Here is a 26,132-nt window from a genome sequence, read left to right as displayed (position 1 = left end):
GGCGCTCCAGATCACGATCAGAGCCAGGACTTGTGCGGGGGTGATGCGGTCAGGAGCAGGCATGCTCACCTTATCGCGCGGTTGAATCCGTCGGGATAACGACTTATCCGTCGGGCTTCTGTGAGGTTTCGTCACATGGCTCGTCGCGCCCTGCCGTCGATCAACGCCTTGCGCGCCTTCGAGGCCTTCGCGCGGCATGGCCGGATGACCCTGGCCGCAGATGAGCTGTGCGTCACCCATGGCGCGATCAGCCGGCAGATCCGGCAGTTGGAGGAGCAACTCGGGGTCGCCCTGACCGAGGGGCCGCGCTCACGGCTACGAATGACGCCGGAGGGCCTGAAGCTGGCTCAAGCCCTGTCGCCAGCCTTCGACCAGATCGAGGCGGCGGTGCCGCGTCCACCGCAGGTGGGTCCGCGACCTCTGGTCGTGTCGTGCCTGCCGACCTTCGCGATGAAATGGCTGATCCCGCGCCTGCCGCGCTTCCAGGCAGCCCATCCGGAGGTTCCTGTGCGGGTCGCGGAGTCCAATGGCGCGTTCGACTATCGCGCCGATGGGATCGACCTTGCCATCCGCATGCGGGCCCTGGGCGCGATCTATCCGCAGGATTCCAACGTCACCCCTTTTATGGAGCATTTCCATGGCCCGGTGATGTCGCCTGAAGTCGCGGCTAGTGTGAAGCCGACGCTGGAGGCGATCTGCGCCTTGCCGCGGCTGCATACCCGGACCTTCCCGGAAAGCTGGTCCGACTGGGCGCGCAAGATCCCGGTCGAACTGCCGGAACCGGCCAGCCACCAAGAGTTCGACCACTACTTCTACATGATCGAAGCCGCCGTTGCGGGTCTGGGCGTGGCCATGTGCCCGTGGGCCTTCGTGCAGCGCGACCTGATCAGCGGACGGCTCACGGCGCCGCTGGGTTTTGTGGTTGGTGAGGCCAGTATTGTAGCCCTGACGCCGCTGGCCGACGCTACCGAGCACGCCCTGCTGTTCCGCGACTGGCTGGTCGCCGAAGGGCGTTCGACACCGACTCCGCCGGAAGCAGCTTGCGACTCCGCCGTAGGGCGCTAGTTTCGGCTCGACGGGCGCCACGGCGCTCAATCAGAAAAACAGGAGCTCCCCGTGGACGCTACATCCATCGAAAAGATCGAAAAGCACCTGAAGCGCACCTTCGGCAACCCGCTCATCGTCGTGAAGGCCCGACCGAAGCAGAAGGACTCCGCCGAGGTTGAAGTGGCCGGCGAATTCATCGGCGTCGTCTTTCAGGACGAAGACGAGGACGGCTCGTTCATGTTCGAAATGGCGATCTTGGCCGAAGACCTGGACTAAACCCTTCCGCCGCGCGGCCGCTTCTAGGCGGCCGCCGGCGTCGACGCCGCCACCACGGTGCGGCGGATCATCAGCGAGGCGAAGCCGGCGATGATGAAGGCCTGCATGTACTCGCCCTGGCTGGCGCGGATGACGCCGGCGCCGATGGCGGCGGTGGCCGCGCCCAGCGGGTGGCCGGCGGCGATCCAGTCAAACACGATGGGGCCGTCACGCTCGCCAAAGGCCTCGGTGGTCAGCCGCACGGTCGGCGGCACCGTGGCGATCCAGTCCAGTCCATAGAACACAGCGAACGCCGACAGGCTGACGATCGAGAAGTCCGAGAAGGGCAGGTAGATCAGCGAGAGCCCGCGCAACACGTAGTAGACGAAGAGCAGCTTGCGCGAGTCGTAGCGGTCGGGACGTCAGCCCGAGGGGGTGGTGCCGACCAGGTCGAACAGTCCCATCACCGCCAGGAGGCCGGCGGCGCGCACTTCTGGCATGCCCCGGTCGCCGCAGAAGGCGATCATGTGCACGCCGATCAGGCCGTGGGTGGTCAGACCGCAGAAGAAGAACCCAAGGAACAGCAGCCAGAAGGTGCGGGTCTTGGCGGCTCGACCCAGCGCGCTGAAAGCGTAGGTCAGGGCGTTGCCAGCCGAGCCCGGGGCGGGTGGCTGGTAGTCGTCGGGCGCGCCATAGGCTTGTGGCCGATATCGGCGGGGCGCTCGGGCACCAGCAGCCAGACGACAGGCGCCAGGACGGCGCAGACGGCGGCGACCGTGAGCACCACGCCCTTCCAGCTGTAGTGCTCGGCAATCAGGGCCATTCCCGGCAGGAAGATCAGCGATCCGGTGGCGGTGCTGGCGGTCAGCAGGCCCAGCATCAGGCTGCGGCGCGCCACGAACCAGCGGTTCACGATTGTCGCGCCCAGGACCATCGCCACTGCGCCGCTGCTGAATCCGGCAAGCACGCCCCAGGTGGCCATGTATTGCCAGGGCGCGGTCATCAGCGACGACAGGCCGGTCGAGACCGCCATCAGCAGCAGGGACAGGGTCACCGTCCGCCGCACGCCGAACGACGTCATCAGCGCGGCCGCGAACGGTCCGGTCAGGCCGTAAAGGAAGATGCCGACCGCCGCCGCAGCCGAGATCGAGGCCCGGTCCCAGCCGAAGGCTTTCTCCAGCGGCAGGATCAAGACACCGGGCGCGGCCCGCAGGCCGGCGGCGGCCATCAGGGCCAGGAAGATCGCGCCGGCCACCACGAAGGCGTAGTTCTGGGCGAAGGGACGAGCGGGTCTGATCATGAGGTAGTCGATCGGTACGGGGCTTGTTTCGCCTGATACGTACCGGTAAGTGACATCGTCGAGCGCCATGACGAAAAGCGACGAAAAAACCTCTGCTGTAGACCAGCCCTACAGCCCTACAGTGCGCGCGGCCGAGCGCATCTTCGAGACCGCGCGCGAGCTCTTCTATCGCGAGGGTATCCGCGCCGTGGGCGTGGACGAGATCGTCAATCGGGCGGGCGTCACCAAGCCCAGCCTGTATCGCAGCTTCAAATCCAAGGACGACCTGGTCGCCGCCGTGCTGCGCGACGTCGAGGTCGGGTTCTGGGGCCGGTTCGATGCGGCCGATGCTCTGCACCCGGATGACCCCCAAGGTGCAGATCACCGCCTATTTCGAGGGGCTGTCGGCGCGGTCGGGCGGCGCCGATTATCGCGGCTACGCGCTCAGCAACGCGGCGGTAGAATATCCAGATCGCGACAATCCCGGCCGCCAAGTCTCGCACGAGCACAAGACGCTGTTGCGAGCCCGGTTGCGCGCCAAGGCCGCAGAGATGGGCGCGTCCGACCCCGCCACCCTGGGCGACGCCCTGATGCTGCTGATCGAGGGCGTCTTCACCTCCAGCCAGATGTTCGACGGCGACGACAAGCCAGCTCGGGCCGTGGTCGGGGCAGTGAAGGCGCTGATCGCGGCCTATTGCCCGGATTGAGGTTTATATGAGCGAGCACCTTCTTGACCGACCCGTGTGGTCCGCGCTGACCGGACATCAATCCCATCTGGCGCTCTGCAAGGGCGGCGCCTTGCGTATGGACCCGGCCTTCGGCCTGTTCGCGGCTGTGCGGGGAGAGGCTGTGGATAACTTGGCCCTGGGCGATCTGGTGCGAGAGCATGGCGTGACGGGGCTGGTCGAGCTTGCGCCCGTTCCGACGCCGCCGGGGACCGAGCGTGTTTCGGCGGCCGTGTGCTGGCAGATGGTCGCCGAGACCCTTCCGCCGGCACGGGCTGTCGCCTTCGCTATCGAGGCCCTGACCGACGCCGATGCGCCGGCAATGCTCGCCTTGGCGACGCTCACCAAGCCTGGTCCCTTCTTCTCCCGAACCCACGAGCTGGGATCGTTCGTCGGCGTGAAGATCGACGACCGTCTCGCCGCCATGGCGGGCGAGCGCCTGAGGCCCGAGGGTTTCACCGAAGTCAGCGGCGTTTGCACCCACCCCGACCACCGCGGCGAGGGCTATGCCGCTGGCCTGATGGCCCATGTCGCCAGGCGGATCGCCGATCGGGGCGAGGCGCCGTTCCTGCACAGCTACGCCGACAATGTCGGGGCCAATCGGCTCTATGAGTCGCTGGGCTTCAGGCTGCGGCGGGAAATGATCTTCACGGTGCTGAAGCCCGTTCAGTAGGCCAACCGGCCGCGCATTTCCGAAAATGGAATCATGACGTGCTGCTGGTAGGACGGCCGCGCCTGCAGCCGCCGATACCAGGCCTCGACGTGAGGAATATCAGGCCGGTCGATGTCGAGTTCGAAGTAGCGATAGAGGCACGTACCGGTTGGAATGTCCGCGGGGCTCGGGGCCTGACCACCCAGGAAGGGGCGGTCCGCAAGAACCTTGTCGAGCAGGTGAAAGTGTTGGGCGCAGGCCGCCATCGCGTCGTGGATCGCGGGCCAGTCCCGCTGATCGTCGGGCGTCCGGTAGAACCCCCAGAACACGCCGGTCAGAAAGTGCGTTGCAGGGCGGTCTGAGACCAGTCCATCCAGCCATCGGCCTCGGCGCGGGCGGCGGGATTTTCCGGCCACCAGTCAGCACCGCCATGGCGAGCTGCCAGGTAACGCAGGATGGCATGGGATTCCCAGACGACCGCCTCCGCGTCCTCGACGACCGGCACGCGGCCATGCGGGTTCAGGTTCAGAAACGCCGGATCGTCGAGACCGCCGAAATCGCCGCCGGCTTGGACATGCTGGTGGTCGAGGCCAAGCTCGCGCACCAGCCACATCACCTTCTGCACGTTAAACAAGGGGCGCCGCCCCCAGATTCGCATGCCGGCGTCGTCTCCTAGGCCTGCTCCGTCCTCGCCGCCGCCTTGCGCGCCCAGCTGTAGAGGCTGAACACCACGATGGCCGCGGCGATCAGGGCCAGGATCATGCCGACATGCTCGGACGGCGCGAAGGGTACGGCCAGTGGCGTCGGCTTGTTGGTCCCGACGATCAGGCCGGCCAAGGCCACGTTGAACAGGCTCTCCCCGACGATGAAGCCGGACGCCACCAGCACGCCCATCCGTTTGGCCGGCGCGGCCGTGCGATCCTTGCTGACGATCCGCTCGTAGAACCATCCGATGACGGCGCCGACCACCACCGGTGCGGTTACCGCGCTGGGCAGATAGATGGCCAGACCTACGCCCAGAGGCGGCAAGCTGAAGCGTTGGGCGCTGAAGCGGCGCACCAGGATGTCGACCAGCACCAGGCCAAGGCCGATGGCTGCGCCGATGCCCAGCAGGTTCCAGGGCAGGACGCCGCCCATCACGCCCTTGGCCAGGGTCGAGATCAAGGTGGCCTGCGGGGCGCCGAGGTTCTCGGCCCCGACGACGGTGCTGAGATTGGGCGCGCCGGTGAAGCCGTTGGAGCGGTTGAGCAGTTCCAGCATCACCGGAATGACCAGCGAGCCGGCCAGCACGCCGATCACCAGGGCGACCTGCTGCTTCCAAGGGGTGGCGTCGACCAGCTGACCGGTCTTCAGGTCCTGCAGGTTGTCGTTGGCGACCACGGCCACGGCCAGGACTATGGCGGTGACGAACAGGGCGAAGGCAACCAGGGCGGTGGTCACGTCCGGCCCGATCGTCGTGCGACCGATCGCGCCGACCATCAGCGAGGCGCCCAGTACGGTGAGGATGGCGATGCCGGAGACGGGGCTATTGGACGATCCGATCAGGCCGGCCATGTAGCCGCAGACGGCGGCGGCCAGCAGGCCGGCAAATACCAGAAAGGCGACAGCGGCGACGATCAGGGGCGTGGCGATGGCCGACAGGGGCCCGCCGCTCAGGAAGTGAGCCATCACCCAGCCGGCCGGGGCCAGCAAGGCGGTGGCGACGATGCCGACGATCAGGATCGGGATGTCCTGCTCGACCCGGGGGATCACCGCGCCATCCACGCGGCGGGTCTTGCCGGCTTCGAGGGCCGAGACCAGGCCTTGCCAGATCGGCACGATCAGCTTGCCCAGCGTCCAGATGGCGGCGGCGCCGATGACGCCGGCCCCCAGGAAGCGGACCTTCGTGCTCCATACCGTCAGGGCGTGATCGGCGGCGCTGGCGCTTGGCATCGGGAAGACCTGCGTCATGATCGGCACCAGTACGGCCCAGGCGATGGCCAGGCCGGTGAACATGGCGATGCCGACGGTGATGCCCATCAGGTGGCCGGCGCCCATCAGGGCCAGCGAGCTGGACGCGCCCAAGCCGGTCGCGCCGGCTCCGGCCTTGAAGTAGCCCGCCACTTCTCCGGCAAAGATCTTGGCGGCGGCGAGGGCGGCGAACAGGGCCGAGGCCAGGGTGCCGGCGGCCACGGCGATCAGGCCGGCCTTGCCCTCGGCGGCGCCTTCACGCGAGCCGGTGCCCACCTTCAGGACCTCGGCGGCGGCGACACCTTCGGGATAGGGCAGGTTGGAATTGGTCACCAGGGCCCGGCGCAGGGGGATGGTGTACATGACGCCTAGGATGCCCCCGACCGCGCAGGCCATGAAGGTGGTGAAGAACGGCACATGCGCCCACCAGCCGATCATCAGCAGGCCAGGCAGCACGAAGATCACCGAGGCCAGGGTGCCCGCCGCCGAGGCGATGGTTTGGACGATGTTGTTTTCCTGGATGGTCGAGGTCTTGAAGGCCCGCAGCAGCGCCATCGAGATCACCGCCGCCGGGATCGAGGTCGCGAAGGTCAGGCCCACCTTCAGGCCCAGATAGACCTGGGCCGCCGTGAAGACCAGGGTGATGGCGATCCCCAGCAGGACGCCCCGGATGGTAAATTCCGAACGTGGAACGGCGGCGGCGTCGGCCATGAAGTGGTCCTGAAACAGTAAAGGCGGCCGGACCTTGCACGTCCGACCGCCCCAAACTCAAGCCTTGTTCCGCATTCCGCGCGTTTGCTGACCGTCTAGGACCGGGGCGCGGTGCATACCTCATAGACGCGCCTGGCGAGTCTTTCGTCCTGATCCCCGGCGGCCAGCAGATAGGCGTCCTTGCACCGGTTGGAATTGATCAGCGCGGCGGCTTTCACCGCGCGTTTCCATTGCGCCCTGGTGGCGCGCGCGCCTGCTACGGCGGTCAACTGTTGGCCCCACATGTGAAGCGGGCTCATTGGGCCCGCGTTGGGCTGTGGCACGACAAATTGCTCCGCGAGGGCAGGCGAGGCGGCGGCGAGTAAAGCGACGGCGATTATGGTGGTTCTGACAAGCGACATGAGGGTCCCCTCAGGTTCAAGACCATCCGATGGGCCGCCGCTCGACGCCGAGTGCGAAGGGCGCGGCCTCAACCTTTGGAAGACTGAACCCTTCAGAGCTTCCACGCAAGCTTCTTGCCATGAGGCAGGGGCGGTAACGTAAAAAGGGCGGGTCCGGTTAGGCCGGACCCGCCCCTACAGCTGTCGCCGTTCCTCACAGAACGCTCAGCATCTCCGCGACTAGCGGGTGGCGGACGATGTCGCGGTCGGCCAGTCGGACCACGCCGATGTTCTCAAGCGCGTCGAACTTGGCGGCCACGTCGGCCAGGCCCGAGATGCCGGGCAGCAGGTCTGACTGGTTGGGGTCGCCGGTAACCACCATCGTCGAGTTCCAGCCCAGGCGCGTCAGCAGCATTTTCAGCTGCATGTAGGTGCAGTTCTGCGCTTCGTCGATGACCACGAAGGCGTTGTTCAGCGTGCGCCCGCGCATGAAGCCGACCGGGGCGATCTCGATGGCCCCCTCGGCCATCAGCGCGCGCATGCGCCGGGTCGAGAGGCGGTCGGTCAGTGCGTCGTAGAGGGGGCGCAGATAGGGAGCCAGCTTCTCTTCCATGTCACCGGGCAGATAGCCCAGCGACTCGCCGGCCTCGACTGCGGGACGCGATAGCACGATGCGCGCCACGGTTCCGGCTTCCAGGGCTTCGACGGCCTTGGCGATGGCGATGTAGGTCTTGCCGGTGCCTGCCGGACCCAGGGCCATCACCAGGTTCTTCTTGTCGATGGCTTCCATCAACTCGGCTTGGCCCGGCGATTTGGGTTTTATGGTTTTGAGGTAACTTTGATCTCGCTCCGGGCCTTTCGCCGCGCCGTCCGGCCCAAGCGGCGACCAACTGTTGCCACGCTCCCGAATATCGACCGGCAGGCGACGCACCTTGGCGTCGTCACCATAGTGGCCGGTCTCGGTCGCGCCTTCGCGCGCCATACGCTTCAGGGCTCGCTTGGTCATGGAAGCCTCCATTCAGGCATGAAAAAAGGACGAAGCCGTATGGCGTCGTCCTTGGGGCAGCGGGGAGGAGATGAGACGAAGACGCGTGCGCGACGAGGCGGCTCGGCGCTGGACCGAGAAGGCGGTGGTTCCGAGGAACGCCTGAACGCCAAGAGCGACACCCTGATCTCCGTCGTCAGGAGCCGGAACCGAACATCGGCCCCGGTGGGAATCGATGGGATTTCTCCCCTCGAATCGCCCGACTAAGATGATGCTAACGTGGTTTCGCAGAAGTTAATCAAGCAACGATTTCAAGAAAACGGGGTGTACGGATGACTGTCTATTCCTTGGGCGCCGTCAGCCCGACCCTTCCCGCACCAGGCGAATACTGGATCGCGCCGACCGCATCGGTGATGGGCAATGTAATACTCAAGACAAACGCCAGTATCTGGTGGGGCGCGATTGTTCGGGGTGACAACGATCCCATCACGATCGGCGAGAATACCAATGTGCAAGACGGATCAGTACTTCATACCGACCATGGCGCGCCGCTGACCATCGGGGCCAATGTGACTATCGGTCACATGGTTATGTTGCATGGATGCACCATCGGCGACGGCTCGCTGATCGGAATCGGGGCCATTGTGCTCAATGGCGCGAAGATCGGCAGGAACTGTCTGATCGGCGCGGGCGCCCTGATTACCGAGGGCAAGGAGATCCCGGACAACTCGATGGTCATGGGCGCCCCGGGCAAGGTGGTGCGCGAGATCGGCGAGCAGCACGCCCTGATCCTGCAGGCCTCGGCCCTGCACTACGTCGAGAACTGGAAGCGCTACGACCGCGACCTCGTCGCCGCCTGAGCCCGCTGGCGGGAGCGCCGCTTCCTATCGGGGGGGATCAGAAGCGGCGCTCCCGATCCTGCACGGATCTGTCACGCGCAGGGCTGGCGTCGACGCGGGCGTTAAGATTGCCGCGGCGGAGGCCGGGGGGCGAACTTGATGGGGGAACCAAGTCCGCATTGGCCTAAAGCGTCGGCAAGGATTTGGTTGCGCCGCCTCGTACGCTCGCCTTTAGCGGAAAGGCTCTGGCGGGCGATATGGGCGCTTTCCTTGTGCGCGGTCGCCATTCTTGTATGCGGTGCAACTGATCCCCCGGCTCTAACGCACCGTGAGAGGGTTCTCGCCGCTCAACGGGATCGGGCGCGCGCCCCAGAGGAGCGCGCGCCCGCCGTTGTCATCCGAACCGGCCTCGCCGAGGGGGCGAGGCCGCGCCGATCACCAGGCCTTGGAGACCGTGATCAGCACCTGACGCTCGGCTTCGAGGCCGCGGGTTTGCTTTTCACGTTCCTTGAGCAGGTTCTGACCGCTCACCGCGACGGTGATGCCGCTTTCCAGCTTCTAGCCGGCGCGGCTGGACAAGGTGGCGTAGGCCTTGACCGGCTGCAGCGCGCCATTGGTGATGTCGTACCACTGGAAATCGCTGACATAGTGCAGGTTGACGTCGGCTTCCCAGGGACCCTTGACCCAGTCCGCGCCGACATTGCCGCGGCCTTCGGGAGTGGTCGATTGGTAGGCTACGGCGGCAGCCGTGGTGTTCACGCCCGGGAGCGGCGAGTCCTTGACGTCGGTATAGGTGTAGTCGGCCCGCCAGCCAAAGCCGCCGGCGATCTTGCCGGAACCGATCAGCTCGACTCCCTTCATTTTGGAATCGCTGGCGACGTTGTTGTTCAAGGCGGGGTTGGTCGTCGCCGTCGGCAGATAGGTCAGGGCCGTCTGGTTGGTGCCGCCGTTGATGCTCGACCACTGGCTGCGCGAACAGTCGGCCGCCGAGCTTGGCGCCCGCCGGATCGCGGTCGTAGGCCACTTCATAATTGTCGACAGTCGCCGGCTTCAGGTTCGGATTGCCGATGATGTAGACCGGACCAAAGTCGAGTTGCAGCCCGCCGAACTGGATCAGGCTGGGCGCCTGAACACCCCGGGCATAGGAAAGCCGAACCGTGTCCTTGGCGGTGGGGCGCCAGGCGGCGGTGAGGTTGACGCTGGGCTCGGTGGACGAGCGATCCCAGAAGGCGTTGTTGGCCAGCGGGATGCGGGCCGGGAAGACCCCCGAGCGTTCCAGTAGCAGCTTGTCGACGCGAATGGCGGCCGTGGTCGTCAGCGTGTCGCTGATCGCCCAGTTCCACATGGCCGATCCTGACCAGACATCATAGCTGACGTCGCCGCGGACGAGCGGCGCGGTGTTGAGCGTGTTGTGGCGATATTCGCCGCTGAGCCGGATCGTGTGGGCCGCGCAGATCTTGAACAGATCCTGAAGGCTGACCACCGTGATGGTGTTGTTCCAGAGGACCCGCCGGCCGCCGAGATTGTACTTTGAGCGCAGCTGGTTCTGATGGGCTTGGGCCTGGATCTGGCCGATCCCGGTGTCCGAGGTCAGGGTCGTCTTGGCGGAGGCGGTCGCCATCTTGATGTTGGCATAGCTGGAGCCGGTGACCAGGCTTTCCTGGACATTGGCCCAAGAGCCCTCGACCCGCAGCTCGGTCTTCGGCGTCAGTTGGGCGACGACGTCAAGGGCGGTGGTCACGCGGTGCGGATCATGCAGGGGCGAGGCCAGCGGCAGGGCGCCGGTGCGAGCCCACTCGTCGCGTTCCTCGGCGCCGACCGACAGGCGGGCGGAGATCGCCGAGCCGAACTTGTGGGTTGCGACCAGCGAGCCGATTTTCTGGCCATGGTCGCCAAGGCGGACGGTCGCCACGTTGCGAGCGTCATATTTCGGGTTGAAGGTGATGATGTTGACCACGCCGGACACGGCGTTGAAGCCGAAGAGGGCGCTGCCCGGGCCCTTGACCACTTCCATCTGGCGAATTTCGTCAAGCTGCACAGGGATGGTCGATCAGACCGTCATGCCGTAGTGGTCGAGATAGACCTGACGACCATTGACCAGCACCAGCAGGCGCGGCGAGCTGGACTGGTTTTAGCCTCGAACATTGACGTCCGACTGGCCGGCCGAGAAATTCAGCACATCGACACCGGCGACGCGCTGCAGGATGCCTGGGATGCTGGTCTCGCCCGAGCGCTTGATGTCGTCGGCGGAGATGATCTCCATCGCGACCGGAACCTCGGTCGAGCGTTGCGGCGAGCCGGTGGCGCTGGTGGTGACGGGCTCGTTGAACAGCTGCTGCATCGCGCCATAGTCGATCGACTGGGCGGAAGCGGCGGTGGCCGAGGCGAGGATGAGGAAGCCGACCGAAGCGCCGGCGAAGAGAGTTGTTTTCATGGGTTTGTCTCTTTCGAACGCTGGGGTCAGACTTCGCGGATCATCATGCGGAAGGCGGCCTTGAAGACCGCGCCGACCGCAGCGGCCGCCGAGCGGCTGACCACGATTTCCACCTTGGGATCAGCCGAGACGCTCATCACGCAGGCGCCGCTGGTGGCGCAGGAGACGTCGGATCCGATGGTTACGATCTTCTTGCCCTTGGCGGCGGCGCCGACCGGGCCGGCATTGACGCCGGTGGTGATGTAGAGGGCGGCCACGCCCGAGACGCCGGCGACATCGCCAGCTTCCACGGCCTTGCCGACGATGGTCAGCGAACCGGCGCTCATGCCGCCGCCGATGGCGGCCATGACGGCGTTCTTCTCGGCGACGGAGGCCGGCTTGGACGGATCGAAGACGACGCCGAGCGTGGCTTTTCCGGTCGGGCCGTTTTCAAGGAAGGTCAGTGCGCGGCCCGCGACCTGCAGGTCCTTGGCGGCGTCGGCATGGGCGCTCAGCGGCGCGGCGGCGAGCGCCAGGGCGCAAAGCGCCGGAGCGCCTGATTTTCGATTTTTGGACATTCTGTTTTCCCCACACCCGCGTTCTTCGGGGTGTCTCCCTCCATCCGGGCTGCCTTTATAAACAATAGGTAAGTCGGGAGGATGGGCAGGTAGGGTTGCGGCTCATATCCTTTATATATAGCTGAATACTTATTAGACAAACATCGACATGTTTGCTTATCAAGGATTATATTTTGATATAACAGAAATTAATATATGTGATATTACGGTAGTAATACCCTTATCTATTATAGATCGATAAGATTCCGATATTAATCGAATTTCTGAGAAATATTCTTGGGTATGTTGCGGGCTAAGCTTAATTCTCAGTGTGCGAAGTCCTTCCGACGTGGCTGAAAAATGAGGGCAGCTCATTTTGTCGCATCGGCGATTTTTCATGGGCGAGTCGGAAATTTCGCCCGGGCGGGATCAGGTCCTGTCAGAAACTCGCCCTTCAGCTCCCTGCGAGCCTCGCGGTTTCCCCCGGCTCAACGTAGTTCCAGCTTCGCGGCGATCGCCGACCACGGCACGAGCTTGAAGTTCTGGTTCTCGGGCGGCGAGACGTTGCGGCCGTCCTGGGCGATGAAGACGCCGGCTTCGAGGCCCGCGCCGAGCGAGGCGCTGGTCACGTCCAGGCCATCGGTTTCCGAGACGCCGTCGATGCCGGTCGCTCCGTCGGCGATCACAGCAAAGCTGCCGACATAGGCGTTGTCGCCCTCGCGCTCGAACAGGGCGTAGCTGTTATTGCCCTGGCTGGAGAGGACCAGATAGCCCTTGCCGCCGGGCTGGGCGTAGAGGCCTACGCCCTCGAGGTCGTCCTTCAGGGCCGGGTTGTCGATCACCCGGGCAATGGCCTTGCGGGCAGCACCCGTCGAGGGCTCCGCCCCCAGCTTCCATAGGGCGGTGTCTTCCTCGGCGATATAGAGCGCGCCCGTCTGGTCGTCGGCGACGCAGCCTTCGGTCTGGGTGGCGAACTTCAGGTCACGAACCTGTTCAGCGCGGACCTTGCCGGCCGGGGTGGCGACCAGCTTCCACTGGCGCACGCCACCGTCCGGATCGCTGATGAAGACAAAGGTCGCGCCCTTGCGGTTGCGATACATGCAGAGGCCGTAGGGGTCGGAAAGGCCGGTCGCCTGCAGGCCGTCGGCGACGCTGGTCAGCATCCGGGTGTCCGGATCGATGGTGTAGAGGGCGATGGCCTTTCTGGTGCGGTCGCTGGCGGCGATCAGGGTCACGCTCTTGCCGCCCAGCTTGAAACCGCCGCGCAGGTCGACATTGTTCATCTTGCCGTCGGGCAGGTACTGCAGCGGCTTGCCCGAGAGGTCATAGACCAGAAGTCCGCCCTTCTTGTCGGTGGCGATGATGGCGTGTTTCGTCGGGTCGGTCGGGTGGACGAAGATCGCCGGATCGTCTGCCGCGTCGCCGCCATGCTCGACCGGCCGGGTCTCCATGGTCGCCCGGACCAGGGCCAGCGCGCCGGGCGCCGCCTGGGGCGCGGCCTGGCCGGGCGAGACCTTCAGGGCGGCGGCTACGTCCCGCCACGACAGCAATCGGGTGTTGGCCCCAACCTTGCGGTCGTCGGTGATCAGCAGGGCGCCGGCCGGCAGGCCTTGGCCGATGGGCGCTCGCAGGCCAAACAGTCCGGCCGGTCCCTCAATGGCGTCAGCGCCGTTGGCCTGGATGCGGAAGGCGCCCAGGAACCGGTCGTCGGCATTGCGGTCATAGACGTTGTAGTCGCCCGCGTCGGCGTTGGCGGCCACAAGGTAGTCGCCCTGGGCGCCGCCGTTCAGGATAGCCAGGCCGCCGACCTCGCCCTTGATGCGGCCCAGGCGGTTGATGTCGACCACGGTCGCCACGGCCTCGGCTTCCGGATCGGCGTCGTAGCGCCAGATGCCGATCGCTTGCTGGGCGACATAGAGGGCGCCGCTGGCGTCGTCAGCGACGCAATACTTGGCCTCCGACGACAGGTGCAGGCGGCGCACCAGGCGGCCGTCCAGCTTTCCGTCGGCGGTGGGATACAGCAGCCACTGGTCCAGCTGGCCGTCGCCGCCGAGGGCGAAGGCGTACATCGAGCCGTCGCGCGAGCTCTTGTGCAGGCACAGGCCCTCGCCGGCATAGCCCAGCATCAGCGGGCGAGCCTCGACGTCTCGAGCCTGGCCGGTCCCGAAATCGTAGCGCGACAGGCGGATGCGACCATCCTTGCGGTCAAGGACCGCGATAAGGTCTTCACGGACATCGACGCCATAGGTTTCGCCGCCGGGCAGGGCGGCCTTGCGGGCGCCGTCCAGGCCGTAGAACTCCAGTCCGCCCAGTTCGCCGGTCGCGGCGATGACGCTCTCGCTCGGGTCGGCGCTGTTGTAGAGCAGGGCGGCCGCGTTAGCGCCGCCTTGCGCCGTCGGCACGGTCGCGCCGAGCGGGGCGACGCTGATGGCCAAGGGGGCGGTGGGCGCAGCGTGGGTCTGGGCCAAGGTCTGGCCGGCGACGAAGGCGAGCGTCAGAGCGCTGGCGGCGGCGAGGTGTTGGCGGCGATGGATCATGGTTGTCCCCCTGTAGTCGCATCTTCGATGTGCACGGGCCTAGCCCGGCGGCGCTGACGCCGCGCTGACGAATGAAAAGTACGGCTTCTCGGCGCGCGTCACCCGCACCGGCCGCCTCGACAAGGTCGAGGTCTTTGCCGAGGGCAACAACCTTAGCGACGCTTGGGTTCCCCGGCCCGGGAGAAGCTCTGCTGCCCAAAGAGTGAGCCGGTGAGCGCCCGACTATTCGAACCCCTGAATTGCCCTTGCCAAGTGGCGCGCCCCCGTAACAGTGTCTGTTATAGTGCAGCTCTACAGGTCGATATCTATGGCCCTGACGACAAGCCGCCGCTCTCTTTTTCAAACCGTCGCGGCGGCAGGCGCGGCGCTTGCCGCCGGCGTGTCGGCGGCGGCGTCGATGGTCGCGACCGACCTGCGCCCGGGGTCGATCGCCGTGGAGAATCTTTCGCGCAACTTCGATGTCGAGCCCGGCTTCCACAATCTTGAGGCCGGCTAATGGAGCATGATGCCTCGGGTCGTCGCCGAGGAATACGCCCGGCACACTGCAGCGGTGAACACCGCCAACGCCATTTAGGCGCGCAACGTGCTGCCGGGAGGTGTCGGCTGGACAGCGACCTACAAGGCCGCAGGCGGCGATCGCGCGTCAGATGGGCTGCTCGCCAAAAGAGATCGCGGTCACCCGCAGCGGCGCCGACGCCCTGCAGATGCTGATCACCAACTACAAGCCGCTCAAGCCCGGCGACGCGGTGATCCACTGCGACCTCGACTACGACGTGATGATCGCGGCCATGGGCTGGCGGGGCACGCACCGGGGCGCTCGCGTCGTCAAATTCGCCATGCCCGAACCGGCGACGACCGCCAACATCCTCGCCACCTATGAGGAGGTGCTGTAGCGCACGCCGGAGGCCAAGCTGTTGCTGGTCACCCAGGTCTCGAACCGGACTGGTCTGGTCACGCCCGTTCGCGAGATCGTGGCCATGGCGCGGGCCAGGGGTGTCGACACCATCGTCGACGCCGCCCACGGCGTCGCCTTGCTCCACTTCCATCTGGATGATCTTGGCGCGGATTTTGTCGGCTGGTCGGTCCATAAGTGGACCTCCGCGCCACTCAGCACGGGCGCGCTCTATATTCGCCATAGCCGCCTGGCCGACGTCGACGTCGCCTTCGGCAACACCCTGCCCGACACTGATATCAACGCGCGAGTCCCGGCAGGCACGATAAATTTTCCGGCGGTGCAGACGATCCCGACGGCTGTCGACTTCCACTTCGCCGTTGGCGCCGCGGCCAAAGAAAAGCACATGCGGGGCTTGCGCGATCGCTGGGTTAACGCCGTGCGCGACCTCCCCAATGTCGAGATCTGCGTGCCAGACGATCCGGCGCGCTATTGCGCCATCACCAGTTTCCGGCTGAAGGGCATGGTGACGGAGGAGGACGCCAAGCGTGTGCAGCGCGTGCTCTTCGAGCGCTATCGCATCCACACCGTCTGGCGGACAGGTATCGCCAAGGGGCCGGTGATTCGCGTTACGCCAGGGCTCTTCAGCACTGGCGCCAATGTCGACGCTCTGGCCGTCGCGCTGCGCGTCGAGCAAGCGCTGCTCGTCTAGGCGAGATCGAACGTCGCCGGGGCCCGGCGTGGCAGGGTCAGCGATCCAACCGCGGCGCGCGATTGCCGGCTCTGCGGTCGAGCATGGCTACAACATCGTCACGACCGAAGTGACCCCCGGCAAGAGCGGCCTTGAGCTGCGTCAATGCCCTGGCGTGCAGGCGTTGATGGCCGAGGTACTTTTCCGCCCAACAAGCCATTCGACGACCGGGCTACCCGACGGTCAGCAATCTTCATCAGCAGCGGGAACGCGATCGGCGCGCAAGAGTCGCGTCAACAAGATCGGCCTCGCCGCGCGGTTGCGCGGAGAGCAGTGGGGAGGGGGAAGGGTGCTGATTTGGCGCGTTTGCGGACAAGACCCGCACGCCGGATGCCTGGACCTCAATCTCGTGGTGAAGCTTCACTTTTGCAAAGCCAATCGTCTTCACCCGACCCGGCCCAATGATCTGTCGACACTGCGAATTCCTTTTGGGCTATATTGAAAGCACTCTGAAATGGCCTTTGTAGTCTTTGCCGGCCAGTCGAATACCGGCGGCGCTTTCATGAACAGCTCGACCCTCACCCGGCCGTGGACGCCCGACAGCCTCGCCTTCGTCTGGGACACCGCCGCCAATGGATGGGCCCAGATGCAGCCGGGTGTGAACACCGGATACGGCGGACAGCCGGCGGCCTGGGGCCCTGAAGTGCAGTTCGCCCTCGATTTCCGCGCCAGGTTCCCGACTGAAGAGCTCCGGATCGTCAAGACGGCCGATGGCGGAACCGGCTTGGCGAACGACCCGGCGGCGTGGCACTACGACTGGTCTCCCGAGAGCCAGAACGAACTGTTCGACCGCACTGCTGCGACGATCTCCAAAGCCAGTGCAGCCCTGAACGGCCAGCGGCCGACCGCCGTGTTCTTTGGCCAAGGTGAGGAGGACGCGGGCAACGCCCAATCCGCCGGGGCCTACGGCGCGAACCTTCCTGCCTTTCTGACGGCTGTGCGCCTGGAGTGGATGGGCGACGCCAACGGCAAGGTCGGCCTGTTCCAGATTGGCGCCACGACGCCCCATGCTGGTCAGGTGCGCACTGCACAGCTGTCTACCGATCAGCGCGATTCAAACACCGACAGCTTCGACACCCTGGGCTTCCCGCTGCAGAGCGATGGCATCCACTATTCGGCTTCCGGCTATGACATGATCGGGGGCAATTTCTTTCGGCTCTTCGAAGCCTGGCGCGGGGTCGCGCCGTCTGACCCCCCGCCTTCGAGCGGAGGGCTCACCTTGAACGGCACGGCGTTCGCCGACGCCCTGATCGGCGGATCGGCCAATGACAGCATGGGCGGCGGCGCCGGTAACGACTTCATGCGCGGCGGCGAGGGCAATGACGTGATGTCCGGCGGCGACGGCTCCGATGACATGCACGGCAACCAAGGCTCCGACAGACTTGCAGGGAACGCGGGCGGCGACTGGGTGGTCGGCGGCCAAGGTGATGACCAACTTTTTGGCGAGGACGGCGACGACATCGTCTATGGCAACCTGGGCAACGACACTTGCGACGGCGGGGCTGGCGCCGACCTTGTTCGCGGCGGACAAGGAAACGATCTTCTGTTCGGCTGGAGCGGCGCCGATTGGCTCTCGGGCGATCGCGGCGACGACACCCTGTCAGGAGGGTCGGGAGCGGATATTTTCCACACGTTCGGCGAAGCCGGCCTGGACCGGGTTACCGACTTCAACATATCGGAGGGCGACCGCGTCAACCTGCTGCCGGGATCAGTCTATTCCGTCAGCCAATCTGGTGCGGACGTGGTGATCGACATTGTTGGCGGCGGCCAGATGGTGCTGCAAGGTGTGCAGATGTCCGCGCTCAGCCCGGGCTGGATATTCGGAGTATAGGCGCGAGTGCCGCGCTCTGCACGACGAGCAACGCTCAGGGCTCTCGCGCCGGTATCCCGTCGCGAAACCAAGGAGGATCCGCAGTCGTCCAGGGAATATCGACCCTAGCCAAAGGACGGGGCTGGACCAGCCAAGCTTCTGCGTATCGTAGAGGGGCTATGAGCGTTGGCCCAGCGTGGAGTGAGCCTATGTGGTCGTCCCGTCGCTCGCTTTCGTGCGCTCCCGGAACTGCTCGACCATCCAGTCGATAACAACGCGCAGACGCGGCGAAAGCTGGCGGGTCGGCGGGTAGAGAAAATGCACCGGAGTGGCGCCGGCGGATGGTCGCGCGGCGTCGGGGAAAAGTACCTTCTCCTTTTGATCGGGGTCGATCAGGACGCCCCAAGCGCCGGGCCGCCGGAAATCGCTGAAAAGTTGCTGGACGCCGTGTCGCCCGGCGCTCGTGTGGCCTGGATCGGCAAGGACGACCCTGCTTGCTTTCCGGCCAGTCTGGCGGCGCGACTTGCGGGGCGAGCCGACGTCGTTTTCGGCAATGGCGGCGAGCGGGCCTGGCTGGAAGGGCGAAGGTCCTCGCCGCGCCCGAACGCTCAGGTCCTGTTCGAGACTCGCGGCGCCGATGGCGTTCTCGTCGAAACCGGATCGGAATGCTTTGAGCAAGCAGTGACTCATATGCGCGTCAGCGACGCCACCGGCGCGGGTGACACCTTTGCTGGCGCCGTCCTGGGCGTGTTGGCAGGCGGCGGCTCGACGCGATCGGCGGCGCTGGCGGGCGTTGAGGCCGCGGCCGCCCTTCTGGCCCTGCGCGCCGGCTAGAGCATTTTCCGATAAGTGTGAAACGGTTATCGGATCGAAAAATGCTCTAAACTTCTGATTTAGAGCCCTTTTCGCCCACCCTGATGAAGCCATCAGGTCGGAAAGGGCTCTAGGGCAGGGCGCTCAACAGGCCCAAGATCGTCGCGGTAAGGCAGGTGGTTAGGAACGCCGCCGCCAGGGCCTTGAACCCCAGTTCGACGACCTCGCCGACCTTTTCCTGCGTCATGGCCGACAGACTGCCGATCAGTATGGCGACGCTGCCGACATTGCCGAAGCTTCCCAGGGCGTAGGTCAGGATGAGCAGGCTCTTTGGCTGCAACGCGCCTTCCGGCAGAGCCATCATGTCGCTATAGGCGACGACCTCGTTGGCGGCGACCTTGGTGCCCAGCAGCGAGCCGACGGTCTGCAGGTCGCCAAGGGGTGTCCCGGTCAGCCAGACGATGGGCGTCAGCAACTTGCCGAGCAGAAAGCCCAGGGTGATGGGCTCGCCCGCATGGGGCACGACGGCCAGGCCCATATTGATCAGGCCGATCAGGCCGACGAAGACGATCAGCAGGTGACTGAAGGCGTTGGGCATCTTGGCCCAGATCAGCGCGCCCAACACGATCATCATTGAGCCGCCGATCACCGACAGGCCGTCGACCATGATGATGAACATCTCGCTGCGCGACAGCTTGGGCAGGAACGGCTTGATCAGCAGCGGCGCCTCGACCATCCCCAGAAAGACGCAGGCCGAGGTCGAGACGCCGACAGGGCCGCTGACGCCGAACAGCTTTCCAAATACCCAGGCCGCGCCGCGCACGATCCAGATCAGGATCTTCCCTGGAAGGCGAAGATGAAAGTGGCGCTGGGATCGCCAATGTCGAACGGAGCCCGCCCGCCGCCCAGATAGCCGAACATGAAGCTGGAGCCCGAGCGCGATGCGGCCTGAAGCGCGTCCATCCCATGGGTGGCGGCTCCGAAGGCGGCGGTAATCGCCGGAACTCGCGTTAACAAGACAGCCAGGCCGATCTGACAGGCCAGGCCGACCAGAACCGGTTTGACCGGAAAGGCGCGCCTGTTCTCCGAGAGCAGCCAGCCAATCCCGATGAAGGCGACGATGCCCATCAGGCCGCGGGCGATTTCACTGGCGATCATGGCAAGGGGTCCGGCGACGATATCTTAGCCGTGTAGAGTGAAACGTTTCAAAGAAAGAGGCAAAAAACGTCAGGCTGTTTCATCGGCGACCGCCCGTGCAATATCAAGTGGGGGAAGGGGTTTCCTGCCTCGGTGTTGCAGGAAATACGGCGATTGCTCGGCTATCCAGCACATCGTGCGGCGCGATCACCTTAATGAAAATGTCATTGAACTCGGATATGAAACGTTTCATTAAATGTGATGAACATCCGCGATCACAGAACGCTTAAAGGGGCTTGAGCATGAAGACGTCTACTTGGCTGGTTTCGAGCGCGCTGTGTTCGATCCTGGCGTCCAGCCCAGCCCAGCCATCGCCCAAGAGGCGGCCATTCCGGCGCAGAGCGAGACGATCGAGGAACTGGTGGTCACCGCCAAGCGCTTCGGTTCAGGCCTGACCCGCGCCACCTTCACCCTAAGGGTCGAGGATATCCAGCAGCGGCCTCCGGGCGCTGAAATTACCCAGGCCTTGGTCAAGGTGCCTGGCGTGTAGGTCTCGACCGGCGACGCGCGGGGCGGCAGCTTCTCGTTCGAAATCTATATGCGCGGCCTCAGCGACGAGCAGACCGGCCTGACCCTGGACGGAATCCCGACCGGCGACTCGCGCTTCAATGGCGGCTCGCCGCCTGCGCGCTTCATCGAGTCGAGCAATGTCGGCAAGATCACCGTCTCGCAGAGCGCGGGCGACATCGGCGCGCCATCGCACTTCGCCTTGGGCGGCTTCATCGACTTCGTCACCGACGCGCCGCGCAAGGATTTCGGGATGATGGTCGAGGGTGGCGCCGGGTCGTTCAACTTCACCCGCCTGTACGGCCGGATCGACACCGGAGAGATCCTGCCGGGCCTGACCAGCTATTTCACCTACTCCACGCAGAAGAACGACGTCTGGGCCGGTCGCGACAACCGCCATTCCAGGCGCGAGCATTACGAGTTCAAGGCGGTCAAGGCGTTCGACAACGGCTCCACGATCCAGGCGCGGGTGTCCTACAACGACCAGACCGACAATGACTTCAACATCGTCACCAAGGGCGAGTTCCTGGCCGCGCCACGCCACGCCACGCCACGCCACGCCACGCCGCGCAGCGACCGGGCGCTGGACGCGCTGACGGGCATTCCGGCCCGCGACATCGATTTCGGCGGGGCCCTGGGCGGCACGCGCAAGGACTGGCTGGCCTATGTCAACGGCTCCTTCAAGCTGAGCGAGAAGATCACCCTGAGCATCAATCCCTACTACCAGACCCTTGAGGGGCAATCCTTCCGCTATCAGGACCGGCAGCGCATCTTGACCGGCGGCGATCCGCGCGTCGTCACCAGCTACAACGCCAATGGCAGCGCGGTCCGACCAACCTTGACGACCCAGCGCAATAGCAACGCGGTCGGCGGCCCGGCTGACATGCGCGTCACTCCCCGCGACCGCGACCGCGACCGCGACCGCGAGCGCTATGGCGTGACCAGCGAGATGAAGGCCGACGACCTGTTTCCGGGCCACAGCTTCCGGGCGGGCGCTACAGCGCCGCCAACCCGAACGGGCGCAACCTCGATCGCTATTTCGCCGGCGCGCCGCGCACCTACACGGTTTCGGTGCGGGCCCGCTTCTGACGGCGAGACACGAGGGCCCTCGTTACCCCTGTCGGAGGCTTTCGTAGGGGCGGGCCACAAGGTCCGCCTCGCTTTCTTGACGCGGAACGTGAAACCTTTCACGTGCTTTGCAGCAAACGGGACCGACGCATGGCCAGGAACGATCCGCCGCAAAGCGATAGGCCGCACAACGATGCCGGGCGGCGCGCGACGCTGAAGGAAGTGGCCAAGACCGCTGGCGTGTCGCTGGCCAGCGCCTCCTATGCGATCAATGGCACCGGATCGGTGGGCGAGGCGACCCGCGAGCACATTCTCAAGGTCGCCGCCCAGCTGGGTTACCGGCCTAACCAGAGCGCCAAGGCGATGAAGACGGGTCGCACCGGCGCCATCGGCTTGATCCTGCCCGACCTGACCAATCCCTTTTTCCCCAGTCTGGCCCAAGGCGTGATCCAGACGGCCAGGGCCCACGGTTACAGTGTCTTCCTGACCGACACCGAAGGCTCGCCGGAGGCCGAGCAGCGCTCGGTCAGCCTGCTGATCGATCATGGCGTGGACGGGGTGGTCTGGTTCCCCGTTGCCGACACCGACACGGTGGGCAAACTGATCGGCTCCACGCCAACCGTGGTCCTCGACCGCAACCTGCCGGGCTATGACGTGATCCAGGCCGACTACGCCGAGGGCGGTCGGCTGGCGGCCGAGCACCTGATCGAGGCCGGCCATGTGAACATCGGAGTGATCTCGGGTCCGCACGCGGCGTCCAGCGCCCGTCAACGCGCCGAGGCGGCGATCGCCGTGGTGCGCGAGCGCGCCAACCTGACCTGGCACGTGCATAACGCCTTCACGATGGACCTTGAGCCCTCGGTGACCGCCGCGCTCGAGGCTCGCACCGCAACGGCGGTGATCGCGGGGGCCGACCTGATCGCAATCGGAGCCATGCGTCATATCCGGTCGATGGGTTTGTCGGTGCCCGACGACGTCTCGGTGGTCGGCTTTGACGATATTCCATGGGCCGAACTGCATACGCCGGCCCTGACCACGATAGACATGCCCGTTGCGGAGATGGCCGCCGCCGCCGTCGAGACCCTGGTGCGCCGCATGGCCAACAAGGCCGAACCCCGCCGCCGTGTGATGTTCAATGTCGAGTTGGTCGCGCGAGACTCCGTGCGGCGCTTGGACTGAATGCGTCGCCTCCACGCCCTAGGCCTGCTGCTGGGTCTGCTGGCCAGCGCGCCGGGAGCTGCTGCCGCTGAAAACGCCTTCAGGCTGATCGGCGTCGTCGAGGTTCCCAAGGGCTTGAGCATCGGCGGCGCGCCGTTCGGCGGAATTTCGGGGATCGATTACGACCCCGCCACCGACGTCTGGCTGATGATTTCAGACGATCGGTCCGACAAGGCTCCGGCACGGTTCTACAGCTCGCCTCGACTACGACGCACGACGCGTTGGAGAGCTAAGGCTTCAGGCCGTCACCACGCTGAAGCGCGCTAGGACGGCTCTGCCTTTCCGTCCTCCAGCGCCGGCCAGGGCGAGCGGGTCGACTCAGAGACGTTACGGCTCGACCCCCTGGATGGCCAGATCGTCTGGGCGACCGAGGGTGATCCCGATCGGGCCTTCGATCCAGCCTTGCGCTGGACGGACAGGCAAGGCGCGCCCCGGGGCCGCATTCCGCAGCCGCGAGGGCTTGGCTTTGAGCCTGCGGGCGCATCGGGCGCGCGGCGGAACAAGACGGTCGAAGGGTTGAGCTTCTCTGGCAAGGGCCGCTTTCTTTGGCTTTCGATGGAAGCGCCCCTGATCCAGGATGGCCCCGCCAGCACGCTGTCGGCGACCGGCCTGGCCCGCATCACTCGCCTGGATCGCCAAGGTGGCGTGGCGACGCAATACGCCTATCCGCCCGACCCGGTCCAAGGGGCGACGACCGGGCGTAGCGACAACGGGATCAGCGAGGTACTGGCCGTCGACGAGCGGCGGATGCTGGTCCTGGAACGGTCGGGCGTAGAGACGGCGCCCGGGCGCTTTTTCTATCATTGCAGACTGTATCTTGTGGATGTCGACGGCGCCCGGGACGTCCAAGGCCTGACGGCTCTCGCGCATGCCACCGTCCGCCCACTGAGCAAGCGCCTACCCATCAATTTCGATCGACTGACCGGCGTCGATGTCGGCAATCCGGAAGCCGTGGCCCGGGGTCCGTTTCTGAAGGATGGTCGGCGCAGCCTGGTGCTGATGGCGGACGACAATTTCGATCCGCAAAGCTCGGGCGCCATTCTCGTCTTTGCGGTCGCGCGTCTGTATTGAGGATCTCGAGGCGATTGGAGCTTCAGCAAATAGGTCGCCCGTCGCCCGATAGGCTGCGAGAGAGCGTGTCCATAGATCGCATCGCCATCGCAGATCGCTTGATACGCGAAGCGCACCTGCTGCTACACCTCGAACAGTGCTGGTCAAGGCCACGAGGTCGCCGGCAGGCGGAAGACGCTGTAGCGCTTTTGCCTCGTCAGAGGTGTGCCATGTCCTTTACCCAAGATGTTCTGGCAGTGGCCAGCGCGCGAGATTCGTTCTCGAACGTCGGCCCGTTGGCCCAACCGGCGTCTTTCGCAACCGACGTCATCGACTCTCTGGCCGCACGCATTGGGGTTTTGGACGAAAACGATTGTTTCATCGCCGTGAACCGCGCCTGGAAAGAGCGGGCGCAGGCGCAGGGCATGCCTCGAAACTACCCGATCGGCAGCCACCTCCACGAGATTACCGGAACAGTTCCCCGTCGTTACGCTCGGCTCATCGAGCGCGGTTATCTGGCTGTGGTCGAGGGCCGCCGCAACGAATTTTCGTGCGCTTATCCCGTCCCCACGCGGGGTGAGGACGATTGGTTCAAACAAAGTTTCACGCGCATGGTGGGTGACGGGCCGGCCCGATACATCGTCATCATTCACTCTGTCCAGGAGATCAAAAAGGCTGAACGGCGCCTGAGGGCATTGAACGGGCACCTACTCGGCGCTCGCGCCTTGGCAGCAAAAGCTAGCCGCGCAAAATCGGTCTTCCTGAGCATGATGAGCCACGAGATGCGCACACCGTTGAACGGCGTCCTGGGGATGGCGGAGGTGATGGCGTTAGGGGAGCTTCCGACCGGGCAGCGGCGTAGCCTTGATGTCATTCAGAGATCGGGGCGCGTACTTCTGGGGCTGCTTACCGACCTGCTGGAGTTGTCCCGCCTCGAGTCGGGCGCCGTGCAGCTTGAGGATGGTGTCCTGGACGCCATTTCAGTCTCCGACTACGCTAGAATCTATTGCGGAGAGCTCCTGGACGGCAAGAATATTGTCGTGAACGTTAGTGTCTCTGAAGCTGCACTGGGGCGGTGGACAGGTGATGAGAACGCGGTCCGGCAAGTCCTCCGGACCCTTCTATCCAATGCTGTCAAATTTACAGAGCGGGGCGAGATCGACCTGCGTCTGGACTATTTGGATGGATGCTTGATCATGCGGGTGCAGGACACCGGGATTGGGATACCTGCCGCCAAGCTGGAGGCGATATTCGAATCCTTCGTTCAGGGCGACGGATCGACGACTCGTCGTCACGATGGTTCGGGGCTTGGCCTCGCCATCTGTCAAAACCTTGTTGCCTTGATGGGCGGCGAAATCGAGGTCGAGAGCGTCGATCAGGTAGGGACGGTATTCACCGTTACTATTCCGGCCCGTCGCGCGCAGGCGATCTGACGCCCTGAATCGCGAATAGTACAGCTTTCAATCTATACACTTTGATTAGCTGAGAAGATCGTCCGGAATTTACACCGGCGGGCGGGGTTGAGTCTTGATGCGACGGAATCGATTGCGCCCGTCGAATGTTTGAATGGCCCGGTGTCCGCCTCCCCCGACGGTCGCCGGACTACCCGGAAACTTGGCTCTAGTTGGAAAGAGACACCACTCGCTCGACCAGGGCGCGGCGGTCTGCGCGTCAACGGTGGCTGTAGCAACGACGATCTGGCCGCTGCTCGCGACACATCAACCGCCCATGCCGACAGCGCCGTTTCCGAAGCCTTGGCGCTGGCTGGTGGAGGGTCAGGGCCTCGCCCTTGGGGCCGGCCGGGATTTGCCGGACGTTCGCTTTCGTGGCCAGGCGCTGCCTGCGGCCGACGCCACTTTCCACGGCGCGTCGCTCACGATGGAACGGGTCCGCTGCAGCGTCGTTGACCTTGGCAGTACGCAAGGCGTCCATTCGTCCCTGGCCCTGTTGGCCAATCGGAGAGCATGGCGGCGTCGTGCCCGGCGTTGGAGTTGGATGAGGTCGGGGGCGAAATCTGGCCCGTTCGCCCTTCCGTGGAGATCGGTTGATGGGCAAGACCGGAAGCGCGGGCTAGGTGAAGGCCGCGTCGCGCGCAGCCAAATTGGCCAGCGCGCCGCGGCACAGCGCGCGGGCTCAGGTTCTGACCCGCACCCGAAACCTGAAGATGGCGCGGTCGGCCCACGCCTATGTGCGCGGCAGCACCGTGACGTTCTACCAGTCGCTGGTGGCGCGCCAGGGCGCCTTGCCTAGCGGGCCGCCGATATGGATCTGCGGCGACTGCCATCGCGGCAATCTGGGTCCCTTGGCCAATGCCAAGGGCTGGATCGACATCCAGATTCGCGACCTGGACCAGACGGTGATCGGCAACCCCGCGCACGACCTGATCCGTCTGGGTTTGTCGCTAGAGCATTTTCCGATGAGTGTGAAACGGTTATCGGATCGAAAAATGCTCTAAACTTCTGATTTAGAGCCCTTTTCGCCCGACCCTGATGAAGC

26 protein-coding genes and 3 pseudogenes are annotated in these 26,132 nt (G+C 65.1%); 16 read left to right on the top strand and 13 right to left on the bottom strand.

Annotation, left to right across the window (positions count from 1 at the left end; translation table 11 throughout):
* The first annotated feature begins 135 nt into the window (after window positions 1-135).
* Both ACP69S_RS14545 and ACP69S_RS14540 read left to right on the top strand, forming a co-directional pair.
* The gene (locus ACP69S_RS14545; protein ID WP_425998369.1) at window positions 136-1,065 is read left to right on the top strand and encodes a LysR substrate-binding domain-containing protein; all 930 of its coding nucleotides are present in this window, start codon (window positions 136-138) and stop codon (window positions 1,063-1,065) included.
* A 51-nt stretch (window positions 1,066-1,116) separates the two neighbouring features.
* A complete protein-coding gene (locus tag ACP69S_RS14540) occupies window positions 1,117-1,323 on the top strand; it encodes a DUF3126 family protein (RefSeq protein ID WP_425998367.1) in 207 nt (68 codons plus the stop codon).
* A gap of 23 nt (window positions 1,324-1,346) precedes the next feature.
* Here the strand turns inward: ACP69S_RS14540 and ACP69S_RS14535 are convergent, their stop codons facing one another.
* Together ACP69S_RS14535 and ACP69S_RS14530 are read right to left on the bottom strand one after the other, a co-directional pair.
* Entirely contained in the window at window positions 1,347-1,679 is a 333-nt protein-coding gene (locus tag ACP69S_RS14535; protein ID WP_425998365.1) for a hypothetical protein, read from the bottom strand.
* 260 nt (window positions 1,680-1,939) lie between these two features.
* The gene (locus ACP69S_RS14530) at window positions 1,940-2,602 is read right to left on the bottom strand and encodes an MFS transporter (RefSeq protein ID WP_425998363.1); all 663 of its coding nucleotides are present in this window, start codon (window positions 2,600-2,602) and stop codon (window positions 1,940-1,942) included.
* Window positions 2,603-2,669: 67 nt separating this feature from the next.
* Here ACP69S_RS14530 and ACP69S_RS14525 point away from each other — a divergent pair.
* From ACP69S_RS14525 to ACP69S_RS14515, 3 genes and pseudogenes are all read left to right on the top strand, one after another.
* Window positions 2,670-2,822: pseudogene (locus ACP69S_RS14525) on the top strand (TetR family transcriptional regulator); the annotation flags it as partial.
* 97 nt (window positions 2,823-2,919) lie between these two features.
* Window positions 2,920-3,288: a hypothetical protein gene (locus tag ACP69S_RS14520; protein WP_425998402.1), complete on the top strand. Its 369-nt coding sequence runs from the start codon at window positions 2,920-2,922 to the stop codon at window positions 3,286-3,288.
* Between the two features lie 7 nt (window positions 3,289-3,295).
* On the top strand, window positions 3,296-3,979 hold the full coding sequence (locus ACP69S_RS14515) for a GNAT family N-acetyltransferase (protein WP_425998361.1): 684 nt from the start codon (window positions 3,296-3,298) through the stop codon (window positions 3,977-3,979).
* On the opposite strand, the gene ACP69S_RS14510 is transcribed toward ACP69S_RS14515, so the two are convergent.
* From ACP69S_RS14510 to ACP69S_RS14490, 5 genes are all read right to left on the bottom strand, one after another.
* Complete coding sequence (locus ACP69S_RS14510; RefSeq protein ID WP_425998359.1) at window positions 3,973-4,287, bottom strand: glutathione binding-like protein; 315 nt, start codon at window positions 4,285-4,287, stop codon at window positions 3,973-3,975. The genes ACP69S_RS14515 and ACP69S_RS14510 overlap by 7 nt on opposite strands.
* Window positions 4,288-4,292: 5 nt before the next feature.
* A complete protein-coding gene (locus ACP69S_RS14505) occupies window positions 4,293-4,583 on the bottom strand; it encodes a glutathione S-transferase N-terminal domain-containing protein (protein WP_425998396.1) in 291 nt (96 codons plus the stop codon).
* 47 nt (window positions 4,584-4,630) lie between these two features.
* The gene (locus ACP69S_RS14500) at window positions 4,631-6,619 is read right to left on the bottom strand and encodes an OPT family oligopeptide transporter (protein WP_425998357.1); all 1,989 of its coding nucleotides are present in this window, start codon (window positions 6,617-6,619) and stop codon (window positions 4,631-4,633) included.
* A 95-nt stretch (window positions 6,620-6,714) separates the two neighbouring features.
* The gene (locus ACP69S_RS14495; RefSeq protein WP_425998355.1) at window positions 6,715-7,020 is read right to left on the bottom strand and encodes a hypothetical protein; all 306 of its coding nucleotides are present in this window, start codon (window positions 7,018-7,020) and stop codon (window positions 6,715-6,717) included.
* A gap of 193 nt (window positions 7,021-7,213) precedes the next feature.
* Window positions 7,214-8,017, bottom strand: a complete 804-nt coding sequence (locus tag ACP69S_RS14490) for a PhoH family protein (RefSeq protein ID WP_425998353.1) — start codon at window positions 8,015-8,017, stop codon at window positions 7,214-7,216.
* Between the two features lie 299 nt (window positions 8,018-8,316).
* Between ACP69S_RS14490 and ACP69S_RS14485 the strand changes: the two genes are divergently transcribed.
* Window positions 8,317-8,844: a gamma carbonic anhydrase family protein gene (locus ACP69S_RS14485; RefSeq protein ID WP_425998351.1), complete on the top strand. Its 528-nt coding sequence runs from the start codon at window positions 8,317-8,319 to the stop codon at window positions 8,842-8,844.
* 478 nt (window positions 8,845-9,322) lie between these two features.
* On the opposite strand, the gene ACP69S_RS14480 is transcribed toward ACP69S_RS14485, so the two are convergent.
* The 4 genes from ACP69S_RS14480 to ACP69S_RS14465 form a co-directional block, all read right to left on the bottom strand.
* Window positions 9,323-10,861: a TonB-dependent receptor plug domain-containing protein gene (locus tag ACP69S_RS14480; RefSeq protein WP_425998349.1), complete on the bottom strand. Its 1,539-nt coding sequence runs from the start codon at window positions 10,859-10,861 to the stop codon at window positions 9,323-9,325.
* Between the two features lie 93 nt (window positions 10,862-10,954).
* Window positions 10,955-11,257: a TonB-dependent receptor plug domain-containing protein gene (locus tag ACP69S_RS14475; RefSeq protein ID WP_425998347.1), complete on the bottom strand. Its 303-nt coding sequence runs from the start codon at window positions 11,255-11,257 to the stop codon at window positions 10,955-10,957.
* A 26-nt stretch (window positions 11,258-11,283) separates the two neighbouring features.
* On the bottom strand, window positions 11,284-11,814 hold the full coding sequence (locus ACP69S_RS14470; RefSeq protein ID WP_425998345.1) for a hypothetical protein: 531 nt from the start codon (window positions 11,812-11,814) through the stop codon (window positions 11,284-11,286).
* Window positions 11,815-12,281: 467 nt separating this feature from the next.
* Window positions 12,282-14,330, bottom strand: coding sequence for a phytase (locus tag ACP69S_RS14465; RefSeq protein ID WP_425998343.1), 2,049 nt, complete (start codon window positions 14,328-14,330; stop codon window positions 12,282-12,284).
* A 307-nt stretch (window positions 14,331-14,637) separates the two neighbouring features.
* Here ACP69S_RS14465 and ACP69S_RS14460 point away from each other — a divergent pair.
* The 4 genes and pseudogenes from ACP69S_RS14460 to ACP69S_RS14445 form a co-directional block, all read left to right on the top strand.
* Window positions 14,638-15,934 (top strand): annotated as a pseudogene (locus ACP69S_RS14460) (aminotransferase class V-fold PLP-dependent enzyme); the annotation flags it as partial.
* Window positions 15,935-15,962: 28 nt separating this feature from the next.
* Entirely contained in the window at window positions 15,963-16,415 is a 453-nt protein-coding gene (locus tag ACP69S_RS14455) for a hypothetical protein (protein ID WP_425998341.1), read from the top strand.
* A 12-nt stretch (window positions 16,416-16,427) separates the two neighbouring features.
* Complete coding sequence (locus ACP69S_RS14450) at window positions 16,428-17,804, top strand: sialate O-acetylesterase (RefSeq protein WP_425998339.1); 1,377 nt, start codon at window positions 16,428-16,430, stop codon at window positions 17,802-17,804.
* A gap of 297 nt (window positions 17,805-18,101) precedes the next feature.
* Window positions 18,102-18,617 carry a PfkB family carbohydrate kinase gene (locus tag ACP69S_RS14445; protein WP_425998337.1) on the top strand — a complete coding sequence of 172 codons (516 nt, stop codon included), beginning with the start codon at window positions 18,102-18,104 and terminating at the stop codon, window positions 18,615-18,617.
* A 109-nt stretch (window positions 18,618-18,726) separates the two neighbouring features.
* Here ACP69S_RS14445 and ACP69S_RS14440 read toward each other — a convergent pair whose 3' ends face one another.
* A complete protein-coding gene (locus ACP69S_RS14440) occupies window positions 18,727-19,419 on the bottom strand; it encodes a nucleoside transporter C-terminal domain-containing protein (protein ID WP_425998335.1) in 693 nt (230 codons plus the stop codon).
* An 8-nt stretch (window positions 19,420-19,427) separates the two neighbouring features.
* Window positions 19,428-19,754: a Na+ dependent nucleoside transporter N-terminal domain-containing protein gene (locus tag ACP69S_RS14435; RefSeq protein WP_425998333.1), complete on the bottom strand. Its 327-nt coding sequence runs from the start codon at window positions 19,752-19,754 to the stop codon at window positions 19,428-19,430.
* A gap of 295 nt (window positions 19,755-20,049) precedes the next feature.
* On the opposite strand from ACP69S_RS14435, the gene ACP69S_RS14430 reads away from it, so the two are divergent.
* From ACP69S_RS14430 to ACP69S_RS14405, 6 genes and pseudogenes are all read left to right on the top strand, one after another.
* Window positions 20,050-20,283 (top strand): hypothetical protein, encoded by a 234-nt coding sequence (locus ACP69S_RS14430; RefSeq protein WP_425998331.1) that lies wholly within the window; start codon window positions 20,050-20,052, stop codon window positions 20,281-20,283.
* Between the two features lie 48 nt (window positions 20,284-20,331).
* Window positions 20,332-21,585 (top strand): hypothetical protein, encoded by a 1,254-nt coding sequence (locus tag ACP69S_RS14425; protein ID WP_425998330.1) that lies wholly within the window; start codon window positions 20,332-20,334, stop codon window positions 21,583-21,585.
* Window positions 21,519-22,547, top strand: coding sequence for a LacI family DNA-binding transcriptional regulator (locus tag ACP69S_RS14420; protein ID WP_425998328.1), 1,029 nt, complete (start codon window positions 21,519-21,521; stop codon window positions 22,545-22,547). Before ACP69S_RS14425 ends, ACP69S_RS14420 begins: the two co-directional genes overlap by 67 nt.
* A pseudogene (locus ACP69S_RS14415) lies at window positions 22,548-23,657 on the top strand (esterase-like activity of phytase family protein).
* Window positions 23,658-23,866: 209 nt separating this feature from the next.
* Window positions 23,867-25,069, top strand: coding sequence for a sensor histidine kinase (locus tag ACP69S_RS14410; RefSeq protein ID WP_425998326.1), 1,203 nt, complete (start codon window positions 23,867-23,869; stop codon window positions 25,067-25,069).
* Window positions 25,070-25,710: 641 nt separating this feature from the next.
* Entirely contained in the window at window positions 25,711-26,091 is a 381-nt protein-coding gene (locus ACP69S_RS14405) for a DUF2252 family protein (protein WP_425998324.1), read from the top strand.
* Window positions 26,092-26,132 lie beyond the last annotated feature (41 nt).

The sequence above is a fragment of the Caulobacter sp. DWR1-3-2b1 genome, from assembly GCF_049895765.1.
GTDB lineage: Bacteria > Pseudomonadota > Alphaproteobacteria > Caulobacterales > Caulobacteraceae > Caulobacter.
Note: the sequence above shows the minus strand (reverse complement) of the source record. Positions and strands in the feature narration are given on the sequence as shown.